This window comes from Streptomyces sp. NPDC079020 (assembly GCF_044542225.1).
GTDB lineage: Bacteria > Actinomycetota > Actinomycetes > Streptomycetales > Streptomycetaceae > Streptomyces.
Window position 1 is genome coordinate 18,740 of record NZ_JBITUB010000024.1, and the last position, 20,417, is coordinate 39,156.

Here is a 20,417-nt window from a genome sequence, read left to right on the forward strand (position 1 = left end):
CTTTCACCGGTGGAGCACTCACCACTCTACCCGATCCACCGAAGTGGTCGGACAAGGTGATGTAGAGCGGGTGACAGGAATTGCACACTGCGCCTTCCCCCTGGAAGGGGGATGTTCTACTACTGAACTACACCCGCACGCTGCGTGGGATTCGGCTTTGCGGCCTCGCCCCTCGGCGTGCTCCAGACTCTAGCCGACCTGCAGGGGTGTCGCGCAAGTCGGCTTCCTGCGGGTGTCGCGGGAAGGGGTCGGAGCGGGCGGCCGGGGAGGGTCCGGAGCGGGCTCCCGGGCGGGCTCCGGAAGGGCATCCGCGGGGGTTCTCCCACGGGTGTCCGCCAACTGACGGTCCGACGGGCATGTCCCCGGCGTCCCCTCGGCATCCTCCCGGCAGCTTCCCCCGGCGTCTCCTCGGCATCCTGCGGAGCGTCTTCGGGTGCTTCCCCGGGACTCTCCCCGGCCGCCGCTCCGAGCGGGTCCCGCCGGCTCCCGTCGGCCCCGGCGACGCCCGGTGACGCAACGGCGAGGATGACCCGCCGTCGCCCCGCCGTCCGCCCCGCCGGTGCGCTCACCGGCGGAGGGACGGTCCGGCAGGGCGGCGCGGCGCCCTGCCCGGGGCTTACGCGGCGCCCCGTCCCGGGCTCACGCGGGCGCCCTGCCCCGGGCTCAACTGGCGGCGTGGAACGCCTCGTAGACCTTCTTCGGGATCCGGCCGCGGGCCGGCACCTCCATCCGGTGCGAGCGGGCCCAGGCGCGGACGGCCGCCGGGTCGGGGGCGAGTGCCGTGTGGTGGTACGACGTCGGCTTCCTGCCGCTCCTGCCGGCGCGTGTCTGCTTGCGGCCGGCCGCCACGTACGGCGCGAGGGTCTTGCGCAGTTTCTTTGCGTTGACGGTATTGAGGTCGATCTCGTACGACTTCCCGTCCAGGGCGAAGCTGACCGTTTCCGCCGCTGTTCCCCCGTCGATGTCGTCGGAGAGCGTAACCACTACGCGCTGAGCCACGGATATCGGTCCTTTCCTACGGCAACCTCGCGACTGGTATGCGGGGATGCCGGCCTTCCGGCTGTTAGGCGGATGCGGATCGACTGATGTCGACTGTTCCGGTGTTCCAGTGTTCCGGGGCAATGTTGTTTTCCCCGGTAATCATTTGTACAGCGGTTGGTGCCGCATTGTGAAGCCCTGCCAATTACATCCGCGTGTCAGCATGCAATCCGGACGTGATTTTTCCCAGGACTTTCCCCGGACGTTGTCCCCGCCGATATCTCCGCGTGATCTGCGTCCCATGATATCTACCCGCGTAGAATTTTCGGCCAGGTACGCTGAGTGGACCCGCGGGGGTCTGGGGAACCCCCCGGAGAAACAGCCGCACCACACCACCGGGAGTGCCAGTGGCACGCGTCGTAGTCGACGTCATGCTCAAGCCGGAGATCCTCGACCCGCAGGGACAGGCGGTGCAGCGTGCACTGCCCCGTCTCGGCTTCGAGGGAATCGCGGACGTTCGTCAGGGAAAGCGTTTCGAGCTGGAGGTCGAGGGGCCGGTCGACGAGGCCGCTCTGGCCCGTATTCACGAGATGGCCGAGACCTTCCTCGCCAACACCGTCATCGAGGACTTCGTCGTGAAGGTCGAGGAGTCCAAGTGACCGCTCGCATCGGCGTCGTCACCTTTCCCGGCACGCTCGACGACCAGGACGCCCTGCGGGCGGTACGGCTCGCGGGCGCGGAGCCCGTATCGCTGTGGCACCGCGACAAGGACCTCCACCAGGTCGACGCGGTGGTCCTGGCCGGCGGTTTCTCCTACGGGGACTACCTGCGCGCCGGAGCCATCTCCCGCTTCTCGCCGGTGATGGAGCCGATCATCGAGCAGGCGCGGGCGGGGATGCCGGTCCTCGGCATCTGCAACGGTTTCCAGGTCCTGACCGAGGCGCACCTGCTGCCCGGCGCGATGCTGCGCAACAACCACCTCCACTTCATCTGCCGCGACCAGAAGCTGCGGGTGGAGAACGCGGGGACCGCCTGGACCTCGGACTACTCCGCGGGCCAGGAGATCTCCGTACCGCTGAAGAACATGGACGGCCGGTACACCGCCGACGAGCACACGCTCGACGCGCTGGAGGCCGAGGGCCGCGTCGCCTTCCGTTACCTGGACGGCAACCCCAACGGCTCGCTGCGCGACATCGCGGGCATCACCAACGCCGCGGGCAACGTCGTCGGCCTGATGCCGCACCCGGAGCACGCCGTCGAGCCGCTGATCGGAACCGGTCGCACCGACGGCCTCGGTTTCTTCACCTCGATCATCAAGAAGCTGGTCAACGCATGAGCCTGGATACGGTCAAGCACGCGGCCGAGACCCCGGACACCGAGCAGCCCTGGAAGGAGCTCGGTCTCAAGGAGGACGAGTACGCCCGGATCCGCGAGATCCTGGGCCGCCGTCCCACCGGTGCCGAGCTCGCCATGTACTCCGTGATGTGGTCCGAGCACTGCTCGTACAAGAGCAGCAAGGTCCACCTCAAGCAGTTCGGTGAGAAGGTCCCCGCCAACGACGCCATGCTCGTCGGCATCGGCGAGAACGCCGGTGTGGTCGACGTCGGGCAGGGTTACGCGGTCACCTTCAAGGTCGAGTCGCACAACCACCCCTCGTACATCGAGCCCTACCAGGGCGCGGCCACCGGCGTCGGCGGCATCGTCCGCGACATCCTCGCCATGGGGGCCCGTCCGGTCGCGGTCGTGGACCCGCTGCGCTTCGGCGCGGCCGACCACCCCGACACCAAGCGCGTCCTGCCGGGCGTCGTCGCGGGCATCGGCGGGTACGGCAACTGCCTGGGTCTGCCGAACATCGGCGGCGAGGTCGTCTTCGACGCCTGCTACCAGGGCAACCCGCTCGTCAACGCCGGCTGTATCGGTGTGATGAAGCACGAGGACATCCACCTGGCCAAGGCCTCGGGCCCCGGCAACAAGGTGATCCTCTACGGTGCCCGCACCGGCGGCGACGGCATCGGCGGCGTCTCGGTGCTGGCCTCGGAGACCTTCGAGTCGACCGGCCCGGCCAAGCGGCCGGCCGTCCAGGTCGGTGACCCGTTCCAGGAGAAGCTCCTGATCGAGTGCACCCTGGAGATCTTCAAGGAGAAGCTCGTCGCGGGCATCCAGGACCTCGGCGGTGCCGGTCTGTCCTGCGCCACGAGCGAGCTCGCGAGTGCCGGCTCCGGCGGTATGCGCGTCGAGCTGGACACCGTGCCGCTGCGCGACTCCTCCCTCTCGCCCGAGGAAATCCTCATGAGCGAGTCGCAGGAGCGCATGTGCGCGATCGTCGAGCCGCAGCACGTCGCGCGGTTCATGGAGATCTGCGAGAAGTGGGACGTCATCGCCACCGTCATCGGTGAGGTGACCGAGGGCTCCCAGCTGGAGATCTTCTGGCACGGCGAGCAGATCGTGGACGTTCCGCCGCGGTCCGTCGCCCACGAGGGCCCGACGTACCACCGTCCGTTCGCCCGCCCGTCCTGGCAGGACGCGCTCCAGGCGGACGACGCCGGACGGCTGGCCCGCCCGGCGAACGGCGCCGAGCTGCGCGAGCAGGTCCTCCGGCTGGTCGCGTCCCCGAACCAGGCCTCCAAGGCGTGGATCACCGACCAGTACGACCGCTTCGTGCAGGGCAACACCGTGCTCGCGATGCCCGAGGACGCCGGCATGGTCCGGATCGACGCGGAGTCGAACCTGGGCGTGGCCATGGCCACCGACGGCAACGGCCGCTACGCGAAGCTCGACCCGTACACGGGTGCGCAGCTCGCGCTGGCGGAGTCGTACCGCAACGTCGCCGCCTCCGGTGCCAAGCCGCTCGCGATCTCGGACTGCCTGAACTTCGGTTCGCCCGAGGACCCGGATGTCATGTGGCAGTTCGCCGAGGCCACCCGCGGTCTCGCGGACGGTTGCCTGGAGCTGGGCACCCCGGTCACCGGCGGCAATGTGTCGCTGTACAACCAGACCGGTGAGACGGCGATCCACCCGACGCCGGTCGTGGCCGTGCTCGGTGTGATCGACGACGTCACACGGCGTACGCCGGTCGCCTTCGCGGAAGAGGGCCAGCTCCTCTACCTGCTGGGTGACACGCACGAGGAGTTCGGCGGCTCGGCCTGGTCCGAGGTCATCCACCAGCACCTCGGCGGCATGCCGCCCAAGGTGGACCTGGGCCGCGAGAAGCTGCTCGGCGAGATTCTCATCTCGGCCTCCCGCGACGGCATGGTCGACGCGGCGCACGACCTGTCCGACGGCGGTCTGATCCAGGCGGTCACCGAGTCCTGCCTCCGCGGCGGGAAGGGTGCCCGGCTGGTCGTGCCGGACGGTCTGGACGCGTTCACCTTCCTCTTCTCCGAGTCGGCGGGGCGCGCGGTCGTCGCGGTTCCGCGCAGCGAGGAGCTCCGCTTCAACGACATGTGCGGGGCGCGCGGTCTGCCCGTCGCCCGCATCGGTGTCGTGGACGGCGAGGAGATCGAGGTCCAGGGCGAGTTCAGCATCCCGCTGAGCGAGCTGCGTACGGCGCACGAGGAGACCATCCCGGCGCTGCTCGCCTGAGCCGCCCGCCGTCTCTGCCCGAAGCCCCCGCCCGGTCGTCGTCCGGACGGGGGCTTCGGCCTTTCCTGTTGTGTGGGATTACGTAATTACGTAAGGTTGAGTCATGGGGCTTGAGGAACGCGTCGCCGAGCTGGAACGGCGGCTCACCGCACTGGAGGGTGCGGACCGCGAGGCGCCGCGCCTCGGGGACGGTGACTTCTGGGCGCTGGAGGGGCTCAAGGCGCAGCTCACCGATGCCGGGAGCGTGGCCGACAGCGGCGGTGTGCTCTACACCGGGGCGGTCCGGCTGCCGTCCGGCGAGACGTACGAATGGCAGTACGGCGCGCTCACCGGGAGCCTCATGGGCGCCGACTGGACCGAGAGCGCCGAGTCGTTCGCCGCCCTCGGTCATCCGGTACGGCTGCGGCTGCTCCGCGAGATCCTCGGCGGCCGGCGCACGGCCGCCGAACTGGCCGCGCTCGACGAGGTCGGTACGACCGGCCAGATCTACCACCATCTGCGCCAGCTGACCGGCGCGGGCTGGCTGCACACGACGGGGCGCGGGCGGTACGAGGTACCGGGCGTCCGGGTGGTGCCGCTGCTGGTGGTGCTGACGGCGTCCCGGCCCTGAGCCGACGGCGCCCCACGACATCGCACACCTGACCAACTGGGGGAAGACATGTCCGTCCGCAAGACCCTGATGGTGCTGCACCGTGTGTGCTGGATCGCCTTCGTCGCCATGGCTGTGGTGGGGGTGTTCGCCGGCCGTCTGTATCCGTTCTGGCTGACCTTCGTGCCCGCGGCCGCGGCGATCGCGATCGCGGTCCACCTGAGCCGCACCGGCGCCGTGTCCCGGGCCCGCGAGCCGCACCGCCGCCCCGCCGTGGAGGTCGGCCCTCCGGTGGCCGGGCGCTGGGTCGCGGTCAACAGCCCGGCGGACAAGGTGCCCAGCCACGGCACCCATGTGTACGGACAGGCGTACGCGATCGACATCGTCGCCGAGCCGGAGGGGGAGGGCGGCACATCAGAGGGCGAGGGCGACGCGTCCGGGGGAGAGGGCGCGCCCCCCCCGGCCGCCGTTCCGCTGGGTGTGGCCGATCGCACGCCGCAACCGTGACTTCCCCGCCTTCGGCGCCCCGCTGCTCGCGGTGGCCGACGCGACCGTGGTCCACGCGAGCCACGGTCAGCGCGACCATCTGAGCCGGAACTCCGGCCTCGGCCTCATCTACCTGATGCTGTTCGAGGCCTCGTTCCGGGACATGTGCGGAGCCGGCAAAATCGTCGGCAATCATGTCGTTCTGGACCTCGGCGAGGGTGTATTCGCCCTGTACGCGCATGTCCGGCGCGGGTCGCTCCAGGTGAAGGCGGGCGACACCGTACGGGCGGGGCAGCAACTCGCCCGCTGCGGCAATTCCGGAAACTCCACCGAACCGCATGTGCATTTCCAGCTGATGGACGATCCGGATCTGGATGTGGCCCGCGGAATTCCGTTCACCTGGCGGGGCATCGGCGTCCCGTCCAATGGTGAGGCGTTCGTCGTGGGGGAGCCCGCCGCTCCCTCGCCCGCCTCCTCCCCCGCCCCTTCCTCTTCACCGGCCCCCGCCCCTTCCCTCTCCATCCCGATGAGGCCGGATCCCTCCTGACGCCCGAGCGCCGGGCGGTGTCGGCGGCGCCTGCAAGCCCTTAGTCTCGGCGGTATGCCACCGGCCAAGAAGCGTTTGCGCAGCTACGACCACGCCAGGACGCGCACCGCTGTCCTCGCCCAGTTCACCCATGTCCGGGAAGCCGTGGCCACGTTGACGCCCGAACAGCTCGTCCTGCCGACCCGGCTCGGGGACTGGAAGGTGCGGGATCTCGCCGCGCATATCGCGATGGCGCTCGCCCGCGTCACCAGGGGCCTGGAACTGCCCGAGCCGTCCGGCCCCAGGCCGGAGCTCGCACTCCTCCAGTGGCCGTTCTCCACCACCGGGGCGGCCGGACGGATCGCCGACGACACCATGGCGCTCGCCGTGGACCGCCCCGACCTCGACGCGCTGTACGCGGAGACGGCCGAGCGGTTCGCGGCGGCGGTGCCGGCCGACACGGGGGACCGGCTGCTGCCGACCCGGCTCGGGACCATGCGCCTCGGGGACTTCCTGGTCACCCGCACTGTCGAACTGGTCGTGCACACCGACGACTTGAACGAGGCGGCCGGGCTCGACATCCCGTACGACCGGCAGGCTCTCGCGGCCTGCACCCGGCTGCTCGCCGACGCCCTCGCGGACAAGGCGCCCGGCGGCTCGGTCGAGGTGCGCGTCCCGCCCTTCGCGGTCGTCCAGTGCATCGGCGGCCCCAAGCACACGCGCGGTACGCCGCCCAATGTCGTGGAGAGCGCGCCGCTCACCTGGATCCGGCTCGCCACCGGCCGGGTCGGGTGGGCGGAGGCACTGGACGAGGCCCGCGTCAGCGCCAGTGGTGAGCGGGCGGATCTCGGGCCGCTGCTGCCGCTGATGGGCTGAGGGGAACCGGATCGGCCACTCGTTCCGTCCCATGGCCATGCGCACACAACGTATGGCAGTCAGCGTTCTGGCTCTCTTCGCCCTCGCGGCCTGCGGTACGCAGGCCGCCCCCGGATCGGGCAACGGTTCCGGCTCCGGTTCGGGCGGCTCCGGCTCCGGTTCCGGTTCCGGCGACGGAAGCGGCACCGTACGGACGGATCTGCCCGTCACCGGGGTCCGGTGGAGCGTCGATTCCCTGACCGTGGGGGGTGAGAGGACGAAGGCCCCGCCGGGGGCGCACGTCGAGATCGACCCGAAGGGCAGGGCCACCGGCAATCTGGGCTGCAACCACTTCACCGCCGACGTCGGCATCGACGGCGACGCGGTCACCGTGGGACCGGGCACCACCACCGAGATGGGGTGCGAGGAGGACGTCCAGCAGTTCGAGAAGGCCATGTCCGGCGCGTTCAGCGGCAAGCTCACCGCGGCCGTGAACGGCAAGCGCCTGACCCTCACCACGGCGAAGGGCGATTCCATCAGCCTCACATCACGGCCGGCGGCCCCGCTCACCGGCACCAAGTGGACGGTGACCAGCCTGGTCAGCGGCCGGACCACCACCGCCCTGCCCGCCGATCTGCCGGCCGGCAGGGCGCCGCACCTCACCTTCGGCAAGGACGGCACGGTGGAGGGCAGCCTCGGCTGCAACACCTTCCACGGCAAGGCGGCCGTGAAGGGATCGGCGATCACCTTCGGTCCGCTCGCCTCGACCCGCAGGATGTGCGAGGGACAGGCCATGGAGGTGGAGCGATCCGTCCTCGCGGTCCTGACCGGGGGAACGACGTACACGATCGAGGACCAGGCCCTGTCCCTCACCGCCGCCGGAGGCAAGGGACTCGGCGCCTCGGCCGCGGCGCCGGAGCCGGGGAAGAGCCAGGGATGACGCGGAAGAGCCGGGGATGAGGGGCGGGGACGAAGAGCCGGGGCCGAGGACCGGCGGGGGCGGGTACGGCGGACTCCTCAGGAACCCGTCGGGTACGGCAGCAGGCCCGCGGGGCCGGGCCGTGCTCCGCCCAGCTCCAGCAGCGTCGCCGTCCAGTCGGGCGAGAACACCGGCAGGTCGCTGACCTCCTTGTACTCGGCGTCGCCCTCGAACAGGTCGTACCAGCCGTAGCCGCCGAGCTTGGAGCAGTAACTCCGGCGCACCGCCGAAGTTCCCGAAGAACTCGCCACGGCCCGACCTGGTCGGGCCGTGGTCCGGCAGGTAGCCGCAGTGCCACGTGCCGATCAGCGCCGTGGCGTAGCCGCTGTCGCTGCCGCGCGGCAGCGAGGCGAGCGTCGGGTGCCTGGGTTCGAGGCCCACCGACCGGTCCGCGATGGGCTCGGCCGTACCGCCCTTCGTGCGTCCCGGGCAGCGCCCGGTGCAGAGGCTGAATCCGCACCGCACCCCCACCCCACGTGTGAGGCTCACCACGAAACGAGCGTTCGACCGGTGGTCGGTACGCCGTCGGTGACGGTTCACCCAGCGCCACGGCCGGGCGCACTCCCTCCGGCCGCGGCCGATGGCCGGAACTGGCCGGTAACCGGCTTTTTTTCGGGGTGACGCCCCTGCCCGGGGCCTCGCGGCGCTTTCCGGACACCGCTCGATGATCACTCCGCGTGATCGCGCGAAGCCCCCCGAAACGCCTGCCCCCGACCGCCCCTCGGGGTGTTCCCGGTGCTCCAGCGGCTCTTCTCGGACCGGTCCCGAATTCGGACCAGTGGTCGACCTCGCCTACACTCGGTGTTGTGCCCCGTGGTGATGGACGACTCAACCACGACCTGCTCCCCGGAGAGAAAGGCCCCCAGGACGCTTGTGGCGTCTTCGGTGTCTGGGCTCCGGGTGAAGAGGTCGCCAAGCTCACCTATTTCGGACTGTATGCCCTGCAGCACCGTGGACAGGAGTCCGCGGGCATCGCAGTGAGCAACGGGTCCCAGATCCTGGTCTTCAAGGACATGGGACTGGTCTCGCAGGTCTTCGACGAAACGTCTCTGGGATCTCTCCAGGGCCATATCGCGGTCGGTCATGCCCGCTACTCCACCACCGGTGCCTCGGTGTGGGAGAACGCGCAGCCGACGTTCCGTGCCACCGCGCACGGCTCGATCGCCCTGGGCCACAACGGCAACCTGGTCAATACGGCCCAGCTCGCCGAGATGGTCGCCGACCTTCCCCGCAAGGACGGCCGCGCCACCCAGGTCGCCGCGACCAACGACACCGACCTGGTGACCGCGCTGCTCGCCGGCCAGACCGATGACGACGACAAGCCGCTCACCGTCGAGGAAGCCGCAGCGAAGGTGCTTCCCCAGGTCCGGGGCGCCTTCTCGCTCGTCTTCATGGACGAGCACACGCTGTACGCGGCCCGTGACCCGCAGGGCATCCGCCCGCTGGTCCTCGGCCGTCTGGAGCGTGGCTGGGTGGTGGCCTCCGAGTCCGCCGCCCTCGACATCTGCGGCGCCAGCTTCGTACGCGAGATCGAGCCGGGTGAGCTCGTCGCCATCGACGAGAACGGCCTGCGCACCTCCCGCTTCGCGGAAGCGAAGCCCAAGGGCTGTGTCTTCGAGTACGTCTACCTGGCCCGCCCCGACACCGACATCGCCGGGCGGAACGTCTACCTCTCCCGGGTCGAGATGGGCCGGAAGCTGGCCGCCGAGGCCCCCGTCGAGGCGGACCTGGTCATAGCGACGCCGGAATCCGGCACACCTGCGGCCATCGGCTACGCGGAAGCCAGCGGCATCCCGTTCGGCGCCGGACTGGTCAAGAACGCCTACGTCGGCCGGACCTTCATCCAGCCGTCCCAGACCATCCGCCAGCTGGGCATCCGCCTCAAGCTGAACCCGCTCAAGGAAGTCATCAAGGGCAAGCGCCTGGTGGTCGTCGACGACTCGATCGTCCGCGGCAACACCCAGCGCGCCCTGGTCCGGATGCTCCGCGAGGCCGGTGCCGCCGAGATCCACATCCGGATCTCCTCGCCGCCGGTGAAGTGGCCCTGCTTCTTCGGCATCGACTTCGCGACCCGCGCCGAGCTCATCGCCAACGGCATGTCGGTCGACGAGATCGCCACCTCGATGGGTGCCGACTCCCTCTCGTACATCTCGCTCGACGCGATGGTCGAGGCGACCACGATCGCCAAGCCGAACCTGTGCCGCGCCTGCTTCGACGGTGAGTACCCGATGGAGCTGCCGGACCCGGAGCTGCTCGGCAAGCAGCTGCTGGAGACCGAGCTGGCGGCCGGCCCCGCGGCGACCGCCGCGGCCGACGCGCTGCGCCGTCCGTGACCCGGACCGGCCGGCGGCCTTCCCCCCAGCCCCGTATCTCCACACGAAAGATCCCAGGCAATGTCTGAGACAACAGGTGCTTCCTACGCGGCAGCGGGCGTCGACATCGAAGCCGGTGACCGCGCCGTCGAGCTGATGAAGGAGTGGGTGAAGAAGACGCAGCGCGCCGAGGTCGCGGGCCTCGGCGGCCTGGGCGGTTTCGCCGGCCTCTTCGACGCCTCGGCGCTCAAGCGCTACGAGCGCCCGCTCCTCGCCTCCGCCACCGACGGCGTCGGTACGAAGGTCGACCTGGCGCGCCGGATGGGCGTGTACGACACCATCGGCCACGACCTCGTCGGGATGGTCGTCGACGACCTCGTCGTCTGCGGTGCGGAGCCGCTCTTCATGACCGACTACATCTGTGTCGGCAAGGTGCATCCCGAGCGTGTCGCGGCCATCGTGAAGGGCATCGCCGAAGGCTGTGTCCTGGCGGGCTGCGCGCTCGTCGGCGGCGAGACCGCCGAGCACCCGGGCCTGCTGGGCCCCGACGACTTCGATGTCGCCGGCGCCGGTACGGGCGTGGTCGAGGCCGACCGTCTGCTCGGCCCGGACCGTATCCGTAAGGGTGACGCGGTCATCGCGATGGCGTCCTCCGGTCTTCACTCCAACGGGTATTCGCTGGTCCGCCACGTCGTCTTCGACCGGGCCGGCTGGGCGCTGGACCGCCAGGTCGAGGAGTTCGGCCGCACGCTCGGCGAGGAGCTCCTGGAGCCCACCAGGATCTACTCGCTGGACTGCCTGGCCCTCACCCGTACGACCGAGGTGCACGGCTTCAGCCATGTCACCGGCGGTGGCCTGGCCAACAACCTGGCCCGGGTCATCCCGGACGGCCTGCACGCCACGGTGGACCGTTCCACCTGGACGCCGGGCGCGGTCTTCGAGGTCGTCGGCCGGACCGGCCGGGTCGAGCAGCTGGAGCTGGAGAAGACGCTCAACATGGGCGTCGGCATGATCGCGGTCGTGCCCGCCGATTCGGTGGACGCCGCACTGACGACGCTGGCCGACCGCGGGGTCGAGTCCTGGGTCGCCGGTGAGATCACCGACCGCGGCGCGCACACCACGGGCGCCGAGCTGACCGGCAGCTACGCGAGCTAGGGCCCGGTGCTCCCGGCAGGCTCCGCCCCAGGGCGGGGACTGCCCCCGAACGCCGGACGGGAGTGATCACCCGCTCCGTCCGGCGGCCGGGTGTTCACGCTCCGTTCCCGGACCGGGACAGCACAGAACCCGGTCCGGGACAGGCCCGGACCGGGTTGTTGTGTCAGCGCGAGGTCAAGCGCCGCGGCGCTGTGACGACGGACCGGACTGGTCGTCCTCGTCCTCGTCATCGTCGTCGTTGTACAGATCCGCGTACTGTGCGTACGGGTCATCTTCCTCGTCATCGTCCTCGAACGGCTCAGCGTTCGGTGGCTGACTCGAAGGCGATGCGCCCAGCTCATTGGCCAGACGCGACAGGTCTGTCCCGCCGCTGCTGTACTTCAGCTGGCGGGCGACCTTTGTCTGCTTGGCCTTTGCCCGGCCGCGCCCCATGGCTCGACCCCCTCGGTGACGGGGCTCGACGGCCCCAGAGTCTTGACACGCGTTCATGTTTCGGGACGGACTCTCAGTTGAGAGACCGCGCCCGTAGAGCTTTAACGGTACCTGCTTCCGTGGCCATACGGTACGCCGCCCGTGTCATGCGCCCCGGTGCAGGGTCAGCGAGGAGCCCTGTCCTCCCTGGTCAACTGCGATTTTAACCTCTTCTCGGCGGGCGACCCGCCGACCGGCGTGAGTCTTGTCTCGCCGGTCGGCGGCTCTGCCCTGCCCGGTCCGTGTGAGGACCCGCATGCCCGTGTGACGGGCTTCTGAACGGCCCGTGACCGGTCAGTGACGGCGGGCTTCGGCCATCCTCTGCTCGGCGATGCGGTCGGCCGCCGCGGCCGGCGGAATTCCATCGACCTTCGCACGTGCGAATATGGCCAGCGTGGTGTCGAAGATCTTCGACGCCTTCGCCTTGCACCGGTCGAAGTCGAAGCCGTGCAGCTCGTCGGCGACCTGGATCACGCCACCGGCGTTGACCACGTAGTCGGGGGCGTACAGGATCGAGCGGTCGGCCAGGTCCTTCTCGACGCCCGGGTGGGCGAGCTGGTTGTTGGCCGCGCCGCACACCACCTTCGCGGTGAGCACCGGGACGGTGTCGTCGTTGAGAGCACCGCCGAGCGCGCACGGGGCGTAGATGTCGAGGCCCTCGGTACGGATCAGCGCGTCGGTGTCCGCCGCGACGGCGACCTCGGGGTGGAGGTCGGTGATCCGGCGTACGGACTCCTCACGGACATCCGTGATGATGACCTCCGCCCCGTCCTGGAGCAGGTGCTCGACGAGGTAGTGGCCCACCTTGCCGACACCCGTGACGCCGACCTTGCGGCCGCGCAGCGTCGGGTCGCCCCACAGGTGCTGGGCCGAGGCCCGCATGCCCTGGAAGACGCCGAACGCGGTGAGGACGGAGGAGTCGCCGGCGCCGCCGTTCTCGGGGGAACGGCCGGTGGTCCAGCGGCACTCCCGGGCGACGACGTCCATGTCGGCGACATAGGTGCCGACGTCGCAGGCGGTGACGTAGCGCCCGCCGAGCGAGGCCACGAAACGGCCGTAGGCCAGGAGGAGTTCGTCCGACTTGATCTGCTCCGGATCGCCGATGATGACGGCCTTGCCGCCACCGTGGTCGAGTCCGGCCATGGCGTTCTTGTACGACATCCCGCGCGAGAGGTTCAGCGCGTCGGCGACGGCCGCTTCCTCGGAGGCGTAGGGATAGAAGCGGGTGCCGCCGAGGGCCGGGCCCAGGGCGGTGGAGTGGATGGCGATGACGGCCTTGAGGCTGGTGGCACGGTCCTGGCAGATCACGACTTGCTCGTGACCCCCCTGATCCGAGTGGAACAGGGTGTGCAGGACGCCGTCGGTTACATCGGTCACTGTGGTGACTCCCAAGTACGAAGCGGCGGAAGCCCTCCTGCAGGTGGGGAGGGCCCTGTACCGGCCGGCACGGCCGGTACGGGCAAGAGCGTAAGTCCTACGGACTCGTAGACCGCTGCCGGTGTGGAGGATCACCCCCGGGGGGGAGTACGGGCGTGACACGATTCGCTGTATGTCGGTGGTGTCTTCAGTGTTCGTCCCTTACACGTCCTACCTCCGGGTGTACGAGCCGCTCGCCGCGTTCCCGGAGCCCGAACGAAGCCACTGGGCCCGTTACGCACAGCGCTCCTACCTGCCGACGTACCAGGACGAACTGCGCCGTTCGCTGGCCGACTTGGTGCCCACCCCTCCGGTCGGGGTGCCCGTTCACGAGAGCGGCGACGCGTTCGTGGCGGAGCTGGACGGGGTGGTGTGCGTCTGTCCGTGGCGTACACGGCTGCGCGGCTGGCTGGCGCTGGAGGAACTGGGGGGACTGTTTCCGGCCACTGTGCTCGACGCGCTGCTGCCGCCGGTGGTCCGGGGGCAGCAGAGTGCGGATCACGAGCGCTGGCAGAAGCGGAATCCGGATGCGCGCCCATGGATCCGGACCACGGTGTGGCACGTTCCGGTGCGCTGGTTCGTGCTCTTCGCCGACGAGGAGCGGGAGTACCGGGCGTACGCGGCCGAGGACGGGAACGGGGAGGACGGCGGGGCGGGCGGCGACGACGGCGACGGCGGGCCGCCCGTGCTGCGCTACCGGACCCCGATGGTGCACGCCCGGCGCAGGCTGGCGCGGGCGCTGAGGACACTGCGCGAGAGCGTCGACGGCGGACCGCTGGCCGAGGGGCTGGTGGACGTGGGGCGCTGGCTGGAGGAGTTCCATCCGCGCGCGCTCGTCGAGCTCGACTACGGCGGCCTGGTGCACGCGCTGCCGGCGGAGCATCTCGCGGCGGACCGGTCGGCCGCGGACGTGTCCGAGGGGCTGGCCGCGCTGCGGGACGGCGACAACGACGGGGCGAGCGAGGCGTACGCCCGGCTGGCGGAGCGCTGGCGGACGGTACGGGACCGCCAGTTCACCAATTGACGTGAAAAGGCGCACAGCGGAATCAACCTGAGTGAACCGGGGCATCCTCCCTTCGGGGCGAATCCGGCCGGGAGGAGGTAGCGAGGCGCTGAAGCGGCGCTGAGGTGGGATGCCGGGAGGAACAGCCGGGTTTCCATGGGAACTGACGGGGTGTGAACCTGCGTCCCGTGTGTCACGTGGGATGGCCGAGGCGGAAGACTACTCGTTACGGTCCGGGACCTACGTCCCGAACCGGGCCTTTACCTCAAGCGTGACGGATAGCACTAACGGGGCCCTTGCGCCCATCCCTACTCCTCGTGCCAAAATAGGACAAGGAGTCCGGGGAGGGCTCCATCCGTCCAACTAAGGGCGGAATGCTCAGCATTGCACGCTATGGGGGGTCTGGTGACTCCTGATCGCTCTGTGACTGATCGTCACGGTGGCGTGACTGTCCGCTATGGCATGGTCCATCGGCTTCCGTCGCTGATGAACACCTGGGAGGGCAATTCCATCGGTTTGGCCGAAGCGGCTGGACGGATGGTGTAGTTGTAGTGCCGAGGACAAGCCGTTCGTCCTATAACCGACTCGGCCCGCGTCCGCCATTTCGGGCAACGCGGGTCAAGGTGCAGAATTTAGAGGAAAGAACCGAGAATGTTCGGTTCTCCCGAGGAGGCCGCTCATGACCGCTCGCACCCCTGATGCCGAGCCGCTGCTGACCCCGGCTGAGGTTGCCACGATGTTCCGCGTGGACCCGAAGACGGTCACCCGTTGGGCCAAGGCTGGCAAGCTCACGTCCATCCGCACGCTCGGTGGGCATCGCCGGTACCGCGAGGCAGAGGTCCGCGCACTGCTTGCGGGTATTCCGCAGCAGCGCAGCGAGGCCTGACATACCCCTGTCACGCCGCACCACAACCGGGCTGCCGCCAGGTCCCCCAAACCTCAGGCGCCCACCCATAGCTCCACACGACGGACGCCCGCCCCAACGGGCGTCATGCCTTCGTCAGAGGGCTACGTCGTTTTGATCGCGCTGGACTCCGCCGGGTCCAGCGCGATCTTTTTTGTGTCCGCGCTCACACCCGCGCTTGCGCCCGTGCTCATGCCCGGGGCGGGGGCCGGCCCCGGGGGGTCCTGACGGCCCTGACGGGCCTGACGGGCCCGGTGCAGAACCGCGCGGTCGGTTCGGTTCGACTGGCTGTGTGCGGGTCTGCGGGGGAGTGTGGGTGAGCGTCCCGGACGCTCGGGGACAGCTCCGGACGGAACGGTCCGGTAGTACTGGCGCGTAAGTACAATTGCACATATTAAATTCGCCAGTTGTAGGAAGGGCGTAAAGTCACCCCTTCTGAAAACTGCTGCCGTGACTCCCGTCACACTGCATGGAGCTTGCCAACTGCGAGCCTGCCACCGCCGGGAGGCGAAACCGTCCGGCCGATGGTCATGTCGGGGCAGGACTTTCGTCCTCGGTCACCTCCGGCGCTCCGGCGGGTCTCTCCCGGCTCTCCAGGGCCTCGGGGGGCTCTGGAGCCTCCGGGGGCGTGCGAGGGGCCTCGGAGGCCTCTGGGGGCTCCATGGCGAGCCGCAGCAGGCGGTGGCAGACCGGACAGTGCCGGGTGAGGTGGCGGAAGTCGGAGGCGGCGGCCAGATGGGCCCGCAGCAGTGCGCGGGTCTCGTGCCGTGCTGTGGGCGCGGACATACGAGCCACCTCCCGGTGGGCCCGCCGCTCCTCGCCGGGGAAACAGGAGCGGCCCTGCTCTACGGGGTACCCGTGGCAGATGCCGCCGTCAAGACGAACGAAGGCCCGGATCCAGGGGATCCGGGCCTTCGTCTACTGCGGTCCTGACGGGATTTGAACCCGCGGCCTCCACCTTGACAGGGTGGCGAGCACTCCAAACTGCTCCACAGGACCAGGTTTTTGCTGCCTGCCTCGCGGCTGGCTGCGAAACCAGACTGTACAGGAGGTGGGAGGTCCAGGTCGACTTCACTCCTGGTGGTGACTCCGTTACGCCACCGGGGCGGCCCGGAGCCGGGCCCGCGGCCCGGCCCGGAGCGCGCCCCCGGTCACGGGGCCGCCGCGTCGATCGCCTTCACGATCCGCTTGTCCGAGACCGGGTAGGCCGTGCCCAGCGCGTGCGCGAAGTAGCTGACCCGCAGTTCCTCGATCATCCAGCGGATGTCCAGCACCTCCTGCGGAACGGGCCGGCCCCGCGGCAGCTGTTCGAGCAGCCAGGCGTACTCGTCCGCCATCTCGTGGACCTTCGCCATGCGTGTGGTGTCGCGCTGGACGGCCGTCGGCATCTGCTGGAGCCGACGGTCCGCGGCGACCAGGTAACGCATGAGGTCGGGCAGCCTGCGCAGCCCGGTCGCGGTGACGAAGCCGGGCGGCATGAGCCGGGCCAGCTGGTCCCGTACATCCGTGACGTTGTTGACCAGCGTCAGGCTGTTGGTGGACTTCAGACGGCGCTCACAGGCCTGCCAGGCCGCCAGGATCTGCTGCACCTGGTCGATGGTGCGGACCGTCAGGTCCACGAGGTCGGCGCGCACCTTGTCGAACAGCTTCCGGAACGACTGCTCGTCCCAGGCCGGACCGCCGTGGGCGGCGATCAGCCGGTCGGCGGCGGCGGTCGCGCAGTCCTCGAAGAGCGCCTGGACGGAGCCGTGCGGATTGCGGGACAGGGCCAGCTTCTGCTGGTTGGTCAGCCGGTCCGAGGCGAACTTGGCGGGGTTCACCGGAATGTTCAGCAGGATCAGCTTCCGGGTACCGCGCCACATCGCCTGCTGCTGCTCGGCCTCGGTGTCGAAGAGCCGTACGGCGACGCTGTCGCCCTGGTCGGTCAGCGCCGGGTAGGCCTTGACCGGCTGGCCGGCCCGCCGGGTCTCGAAGACGCGGTCGAGCGTGCCGATCGTCCAGTCCGTGAGGCCGGAGCGCTCGATGGACTCGCCCGAGGGGCCCGCGGTCGCCGCGGCGGCCTTGGAGAGCGCCTGACGGGCCTTGGGGCGCAGCTGGAGCTTCAGCGCCTCCAGGTCCTTGTCCTCGGCGACCTTGCGCCGCCGCTCGTCGACGATCCGGAACGTGATCTTCAAGTGGTCCGGGACGCGGGACAGGTCGAAGTCGTCGGCCGTGACCGGGACGCCGACCATCCGCTGGAGCTCACGGGCCAGCGTGACCGGCAGCGGCTCCTGGAGGGGTACGGCACGGTCCAGGAACTTGTCCGCGTAGTCCGGTGCGGGGACGTAGTGGCGGCGGATCGGCTTGGGCAGCGAGCGGATCAGCTCGGTGACCACGTCCGCGCGCAGCCCCGGGATCTGCCAGTCGAAGCCCTCGGAGGTCACCTGGTTGAGGACCTGGAGCGGGACATGGACGGTCACACCGTCGGCGTCCGCACCGGGCTCGAACTGGTAGGTCACCCGGAATTTGAGCTTCCCCTGCCGCCAGGAGTCCGGGTAGTCGTCCTTGGTGACGGCCCCGGCCTTCTCGTTGATGAGCATCGAGCGCTCGAAGTCCAGGGCGTCCGGCTCGTCGCGGCGCTTGTGCTTCCACCACGAGTCGAAGTGTGCTCCCGAGACGATGTGCTCGGGAATCCGCTGGTCGTAGAAGTCGAACAGCGTCTCGTCGTCCACCAGGATGTCGCGGCGCCGGGCGCGGTGCTCCAACTCCTCGACCTCGCCGAGGAGTTTGCGATTGTCATGGAAGAACTGGTGGTGCGTGCGCCAGTCGCCCTCGACCAGGGCGTTGCGGATGAAGAGGTCGCGCGAGGCCTCCTGGTCGATACGGCCGAAATTGATCTTGCGCTGGGCGATGATCGGCACCCCGTAGAGCGTGACCCGCTCGTAGGCCATCACCGCCGCCTGGTCCTTCTCCCAGTGCGGCTCGCTGTAGGTCCGCTTCAGCAGATGCTGGGCGACCGGCTCGATCCACTCCGGCTCGACCCGGGCGTTGACCCGCGCCCAGAGCCGGGACGTCTCGACCAGCTCGGCGGACATCACGAACCGCGGCTGCTTCTTGAACAGCGCCGAACCGGGGAAGACCGCGAACTTGGCGCTGCGCGCGCCCAGGTACTCGTTCTTCTCGGTGTCCTTCAGCCCGATGTGCGACAGCAGCCCGGCCAGCAGCGAGGTGTGCACCGCCTGCTCGGGGACGCCCTCGTCGGCCTTGGGCTCCTCGACGGTGATGCCCATCTGCTTGGCCACCGTACGCAGCTGGGCGTAGATGTCCTGCCACTCACGGATGCGCAGGAAGTTCAGATACTCCTGCTTGCACATCCGGCGGAAGCTGGAGGAGCCGCGCTCCTTCTGCTGCTCGCGGATGTAGCGCCACAGATTCAGGAACGCCAGGAAGTCGGAGGTCTCGTCCTTGAACCGCGCGTGCTGCTGATCGGCCTGCGTCTGCTTCTCCGAGGGCCGCTCGCGCGGGTCCTGGATGGAGAGCGCGGCGGCGATCACCATGACCTCACGGGCACAGCCGTTGCGGTCGGCCTCGATGACCATGCGGGCCAGCCGCGGGTCGACCGGCAGCTGGGAGAGCTTGCGTCCCAGCGGTGTGAGCCGCTTCGACGCGTCCTTCTCGGCGGGATCCAGCGCGCCGAGCTCCTGGAGCAGCTGGATGCCGTCGCGGATGTTGCGGTGGTCCGGCGGGTCGATGAAGGGGAACTTCTCGATCTCGCCGAGGCCCGCCGCGGTCATCTGCAGGATGACGGAGGCCAGATTCGTCCGGAGGATCTCGGGGTCCGTGAACTCCGGCCGGGTCACGAAGTCGTCCTCGGAGTACAGCCGGATGCAGATGCCGTCCGACGTACGGCCGCAGCGGCCCTTGCGCTGATTCGCGCTGGCCTGGGAGATCCGCTCGATCGGGAGCCGCTGGACCTTGGTGCGGTGGCTGTAGCGGGAGATACGGGCGTTGCCCGGGTCGATCACGTACTTGATGCCGGGAACGGTCAGCGAGGTCTCGGCGACGTTCGTCGCGAGCACGATCCTGCGGCCGGTGTGGCGCTGGAACACGCGGTGCTGCTCGGCGTGCGAGAGGCGCGCGTACAGGGGGAGCACCTCGGTGTGCCTGAGGTTGCGCTTGTTCAGCGCGTCCGCCGTGTCGCGGATCTCCCGCTCGCCGGAGAGGAAGACCAGGACATCGCCGGGCCCTTCCCCGTGGAGCTCGTCGACGGCGTCGCAGATCGCGGTGATCTGGTCCCGGTCGGGGTCCGCGCTGTCCTCTTCGAGGAGCGGGCGGTAGCGCACCTCGACCGGATACGTACGCCCGCTGACCTCGACGACCGGCGCCTCGCCGAAGTGCCGGGCGAAGCGCTCGGGGTCGATGGTCGCGGAGGTGATGACGACCTTCAGATCCGGGCGCCTGGGCAGCAGCCGGGCCAGATAGCCGAGCAGGAAGTCGATGTTCAGCGACCGCTCGTGGGCCTCGTCGATGATGATCGTGTCGTACGCGAGCAGCTCGCGGTCCGTCTGGATCTCGGCCAGCAGGATGCCGTCCGTCATCAGCTTCACGAACGTCGAGTCCGGGTTCACCTGGTCGGTGAAGCGGACCTTCCAGCCGACGGTCTCGCCGAGCGGGGTGTCCAGCTCCTCGGCGACCCGCTCCGCGACCGTGCGCGCCGCGATGCGGCGCGGCTGGGTGTGCCCGATCATGCCCCGGACGCCGCGCCCCAGTTCCATACAGATCTTGGGGATCTGCGTGGTCTTCCCGGAACCGGTCTCCCCGGCGACGATCACGACCTGGTGGTCGCGTATCGCCTCCAGGATCTCGTCCTTCTTCTGGCTGACCGGAAGCTGTTCCGGGTACGACAGGGCGGGCATCCGCGCGGCGCGCCCGGCGAGCCGCTCGGCCGCCTTCCCCGACTCGGCCGCGATCTCGTCCAGCACGGACTGTCGGGCCTCGGGCTTGCGGATCCGGCGGGCACCTTCGAGGCGACGGCCGAGCCGGTGCGCGTCACGGAGCGAGAGCCGGCCGAGCTGGGACTGGAGATCGGCAAAGGAAGTAGACATACGGGTCCCAGGATCTCACCCTGGCCCGAGGAGTGGCGAACGCATTTCACGCGGACTGCGTCACCTTCCCGGTGACC

Annotated in this window: 15 protein-coding genes, 2 tRNA genes and 2 pseudogenes; 11 read left to right on the forward strand and 8 right to left on the reverse strand. The window is 69.6% G+C overall.

The window, feature by feature from the left end; genetic code table 11:
* Positions 1 to 65: 65 nt before the first annotated feature.
* Positions 66 to 137, reverse strand: a tRNA-Gly gene (locus tag ACIGJO_RS32785).
* Between the two features lie 526 nt (positions 138 to 663).
* Positions 664 to 999 carry an Lsr2 family protein gene (locus tag ACIGJO_RS32790; RefSeq protein ID WP_399964515.1) on the reverse strand — a complete coding sequence of 112 codons (336 nt, stop codon included), beginning with the start codon at positions 997 to 999 and terminating at the stop codon, positions 664 to 666.
* Between the two features lie 386 nt (positions 1,000 to 1,385).
* Between ACIGJO_RS32790 and purS the strand changes: the two genes are divergently transcribed.
* The 7 genes and pseudogenes from purS (at position 1,386) to ACIGJO_RS32825 (ending at position 7,956) form a co-directional block, all read left to right on the forward strand.
* Entirely contained in the window at positions 1,386 to 1,637 is a 252-nt protein-coding gene (gene purS, locus ACIGJO_RS32795; protein ID WP_266932431.1) for a phosphoribosylformylglycinamidine synthase subunit PurS, read from the forward strand.
* Positions 1,634 to 2,314: a phosphoribosylformylglycinamidine synthase subunit PurQ gene (gene purQ, locus ACIGJO_RS32800; protein ID WP_399964517.1), complete on the forward strand. Its 681-nt coding sequence runs from the start codon at positions 1,634 to 1,636 to the stop codon at positions 2,312 to 2,314. Before purS ends, purQ begins: the two co-directional genes overlap by 4 nt.
* Positions 2,311 to 4,560, forward strand: coding sequence for a phosphoribosylformylglycinamidine synthase subunit PurL (gene purL / locus ACIGJO_RS32805; RefSeq protein WP_266932429.1), 2,250 nt, complete (start codon positions 2,311 to 2,313; stop codon positions 4,558 to 4,560). The genes purQ and purL overlap by 4 nt, the downstream gene beginning before the upstream one ends.
* 103 nt (positions 4,561 to 4,663) lie before the next feature.
* Positions 4,664 to 5,170 carry an ArsR/SmtB family transcription factor gene (locus ACIGJO_RS32810; RefSeq protein ID WP_399964520.1) on the forward strand — a complete coding sequence of 169 codons (507 nt, stop codon included), beginning with the start codon at positions 4,664 to 4,666 and terminating at the stop codon, positions 5,168 to 5,170.
* A 48-nt stretch (positions 5,171 to 5,218) separates the two neighbouring features.
* Positions 5,219 to 6,182 (forward strand): annotated as a pseudogene (locus ACIGJO_RS32815) (M23 family metallopeptidase).
* A gap of 54 nt (positions 6,183 to 6,236) precedes the next feature.
* Positions 6,237 to 7,037, forward strand: a complete 801-nt coding sequence (locus ACIGJO_RS32820) for a sterol carrier family protein (protein WP_399964522.1) — start codon at positions 6,237 to 6,239, stop codon at positions 7,035 to 7,037.
* Positions 7,038 to 7,074: 37 nt separating this feature from the next.
* Positions 7,075 to 7,956, forward strand: a complete 882-nt coding sequence (locus tag ACIGJO_RS32825; protein WP_399964524.1) for an META domain-containing protein — start codon at positions 7,075 to 7,077, stop codon at positions 7,954 to 7,956.
* Between the two features lie 182 nt (positions 7,957 to 8,138).
* Here the strand turns inward: ACIGJO_RS32825 and ACIGJO_RS32830 are convergent.
* Positions 8,139 to 8,448 (reverse strand): annotated as a pseudogene (locus ACIGJO_RS32830) (twin-arginine translocation pathway signal protein); the annotation flags it as partial.
* A 353-nt stretch (positions 8,449 to 8,801) separates the two neighbouring features.
* Here ACIGJO_RS32830 and purF point away from each other — a divergent pair.
* Both purF and purM read left to right on the forward strand, forming a co-directional pair.
* Positions 8,802 to 10,328 carry an amidophosphoribosyltransferase gene (gene purF / locus ACIGJO_RS32835; protein ID WP_399964526.1) on the forward strand — a complete coding sequence of 509 codons (1,527 nt, stop codon included), beginning with the start codon at positions 8,802 to 8,804 and terminating at the stop codon, positions 10,326 to 10,328.
* Between the two features lie 60 nt (positions 10,329 to 10,388).
* Complete coding sequence (gene purM / locus ACIGJO_RS32840) at positions 10,389 to 11,462, forward strand: phosphoribosylformylglycinamidine cyclo-ligase (protein ID WP_399964528.1); 1,074 nt, start codon at positions 10,389 to 10,391, stop codon at positions 11,460 to 11,462.
* Positions 11,463 to 11,636: 174 nt separating this feature from the next.
* Here purM and ACIGJO_RS32845 read toward each other — a convergent pair whose 3' ends face one another.
* Positions 11,637 to 11,894 (reverse strand): DUF3073 domain-containing protein, encoded by a 258-nt coding sequence (locus ACIGJO_RS32845; protein WP_030979949.1) that lies wholly within the window; start codon positions 11,892 to 11,894, stop codon positions 11,637 to 11,639.
* A 333-nt stretch (positions 11,895 to 12,227) separates the two neighbouring features.
* Entirely contained in the window at positions 12,228 to 13,310 is a 1,083-nt protein-coding gene (locus tag ACIGJO_RS32850) for a Leu/Phe/Val dehydrogenase (RefSeq protein WP_399964530.1), read from the reverse strand.
* 172 nt (positions 13,311 to 13,482) lie between these two features.
* Here ACIGJO_RS32850 and ACIGJO_RS32855 point away from each other — a divergent pair, with 172 nt between their 5' ends.
* Together ACIGJO_RS32855 and bldC are read left to right on the forward strand one after the other, a co-directional pair.
* A complete protein-coding gene (locus ACIGJO_RS32855; protein WP_399964532.1) occupies positions 13,483 to 14,373 on the forward strand; it encodes a hypothetical protein in 891 nt (296 codons plus the stop codon).
* A 658-nt stretch (positions 14,374 to 15,031) separates the two neighbouring features.
* Positions 15,032 to 15,238, forward strand: coding sequence for a developmental transcriptional regulator BldC (bldC, locus tag ACIGJO_RS32860; protein WP_003949541.1), 207 nt, complete (start codon positions 15,032 to 15,034; stop codon positions 15,236 to 15,238).
* 546 nt (positions 15,239 to 15,784) lie between these two features.
* Here bldC and ACIGJO_RS32865 read toward each other — a convergent pair.
* The 3 genes from ACIGJO_RS32865 to hrpA all read right to left on the reverse strand — a co-directional run bounded on the left by ACIGJO_RS32865 (position 15,785) and on the right by hrpA (position 20,340).
* Positions 15,785 to 16,042: a DUF6274 family protein gene (locus ACIGJO_RS32865; protein ID WP_399964534.1), complete on the reverse strand. Its 258-nt coding sequence runs from the start codon at positions 16,040 to 16,042 to the stop codon at positions 15,785 to 15,787.
* 138 nt (positions 16,043 to 16,180) lie between these two features.
* Positions 16,181 to 16,255 (reverse strand) — tRNA-Asp (locus ACIGJO_RS32870).
* A gap of 152 nt (positions 16,256 to 16,407) precedes the next feature.
* Entirely contained in the window at positions 16,408 to 20,340 is a 3,933-nt protein-coding gene (gene hrpA / locus ACIGJO_RS32875) for an ATP-dependent RNA helicase HrpA (protein ID WP_399964536.1), read from the reverse strand.
* Between the last annotated feature and the right edge of the window lie 77 nt (positions 20,341 to 20,417).

Bases quoted from the DNA above. Each gene is read 5' to 3' on its own strand.
- purL (WP_266932429.1), top strand. From the start codon at position 2,311: ATGAGCCTGGATACGGTCAAGCACGCGGCCGAGACCCCGGACACCGAG.
- ACIGJO_RS32810 (WP_399964520.1), top strand. From the start codon at position 4,664: ATGGGGCTTGAGGAACGCGTCGCCGAGCTGGAACGGCGGCTCACCGCA.
- ACIGJO_RS32820 (WP_399964522.1), top strand. From the start codon at position 6,237: ATGCCACCGGCCAAGAAGCGTTTGCGCAGCTACGACCACGCCAGGACG.
- ACIGJO_RS32825 (WP_399964524.1), top strand. From the start codon at position 7,075: ATGCGCACACAACGTATGGCAGTCAGCGTTCTGGCTCTCTTCGCCCTC.
- purM (WP_399964528.1), top strand. From the start codon at position 10,389: ATGTCTGAGACAACAGGTGCTTCCTACGCGGCAGCGGGCGTCGACATC.
- ACIGJO_RS32845 (WP_030979949.1), bottom strand. From the start codon at position 11,894: ATGGGGCGCGGCCGGGCAAAGGCCAAGCAGACAAAGGTCGCCCGCCAG.
- ACIGJO_RS32855 (WP_399964532.1), top strand. From the start codon at position 13,483: ATGTCGGTGGTGTCTTCAGTGTTCGTCCCTTACACGTCCTACCTCCGG.
- bldC (WP_003949541.1), top strand. From the start codon at position 15,032: ATGACCGCTCGCACCCCTGATGCCGAGCCGCTGCTGACCCCGGCTGAG.
- ACIGJO_RS32865 (WP_399964534.1), bottom strand. From the start codon at position 16,042: ATGTCCGCGCCCACAGCACGGCACGAGACCCGCGCACTGCTGCGGGCC.
- hrpA (WP_399964536.1), bottom strand. From the start codon at position 20,340: ATGTCTACTTCCTTTGCCGATCTCCAGTCCCAGCTCGGCCGGCTCTCG.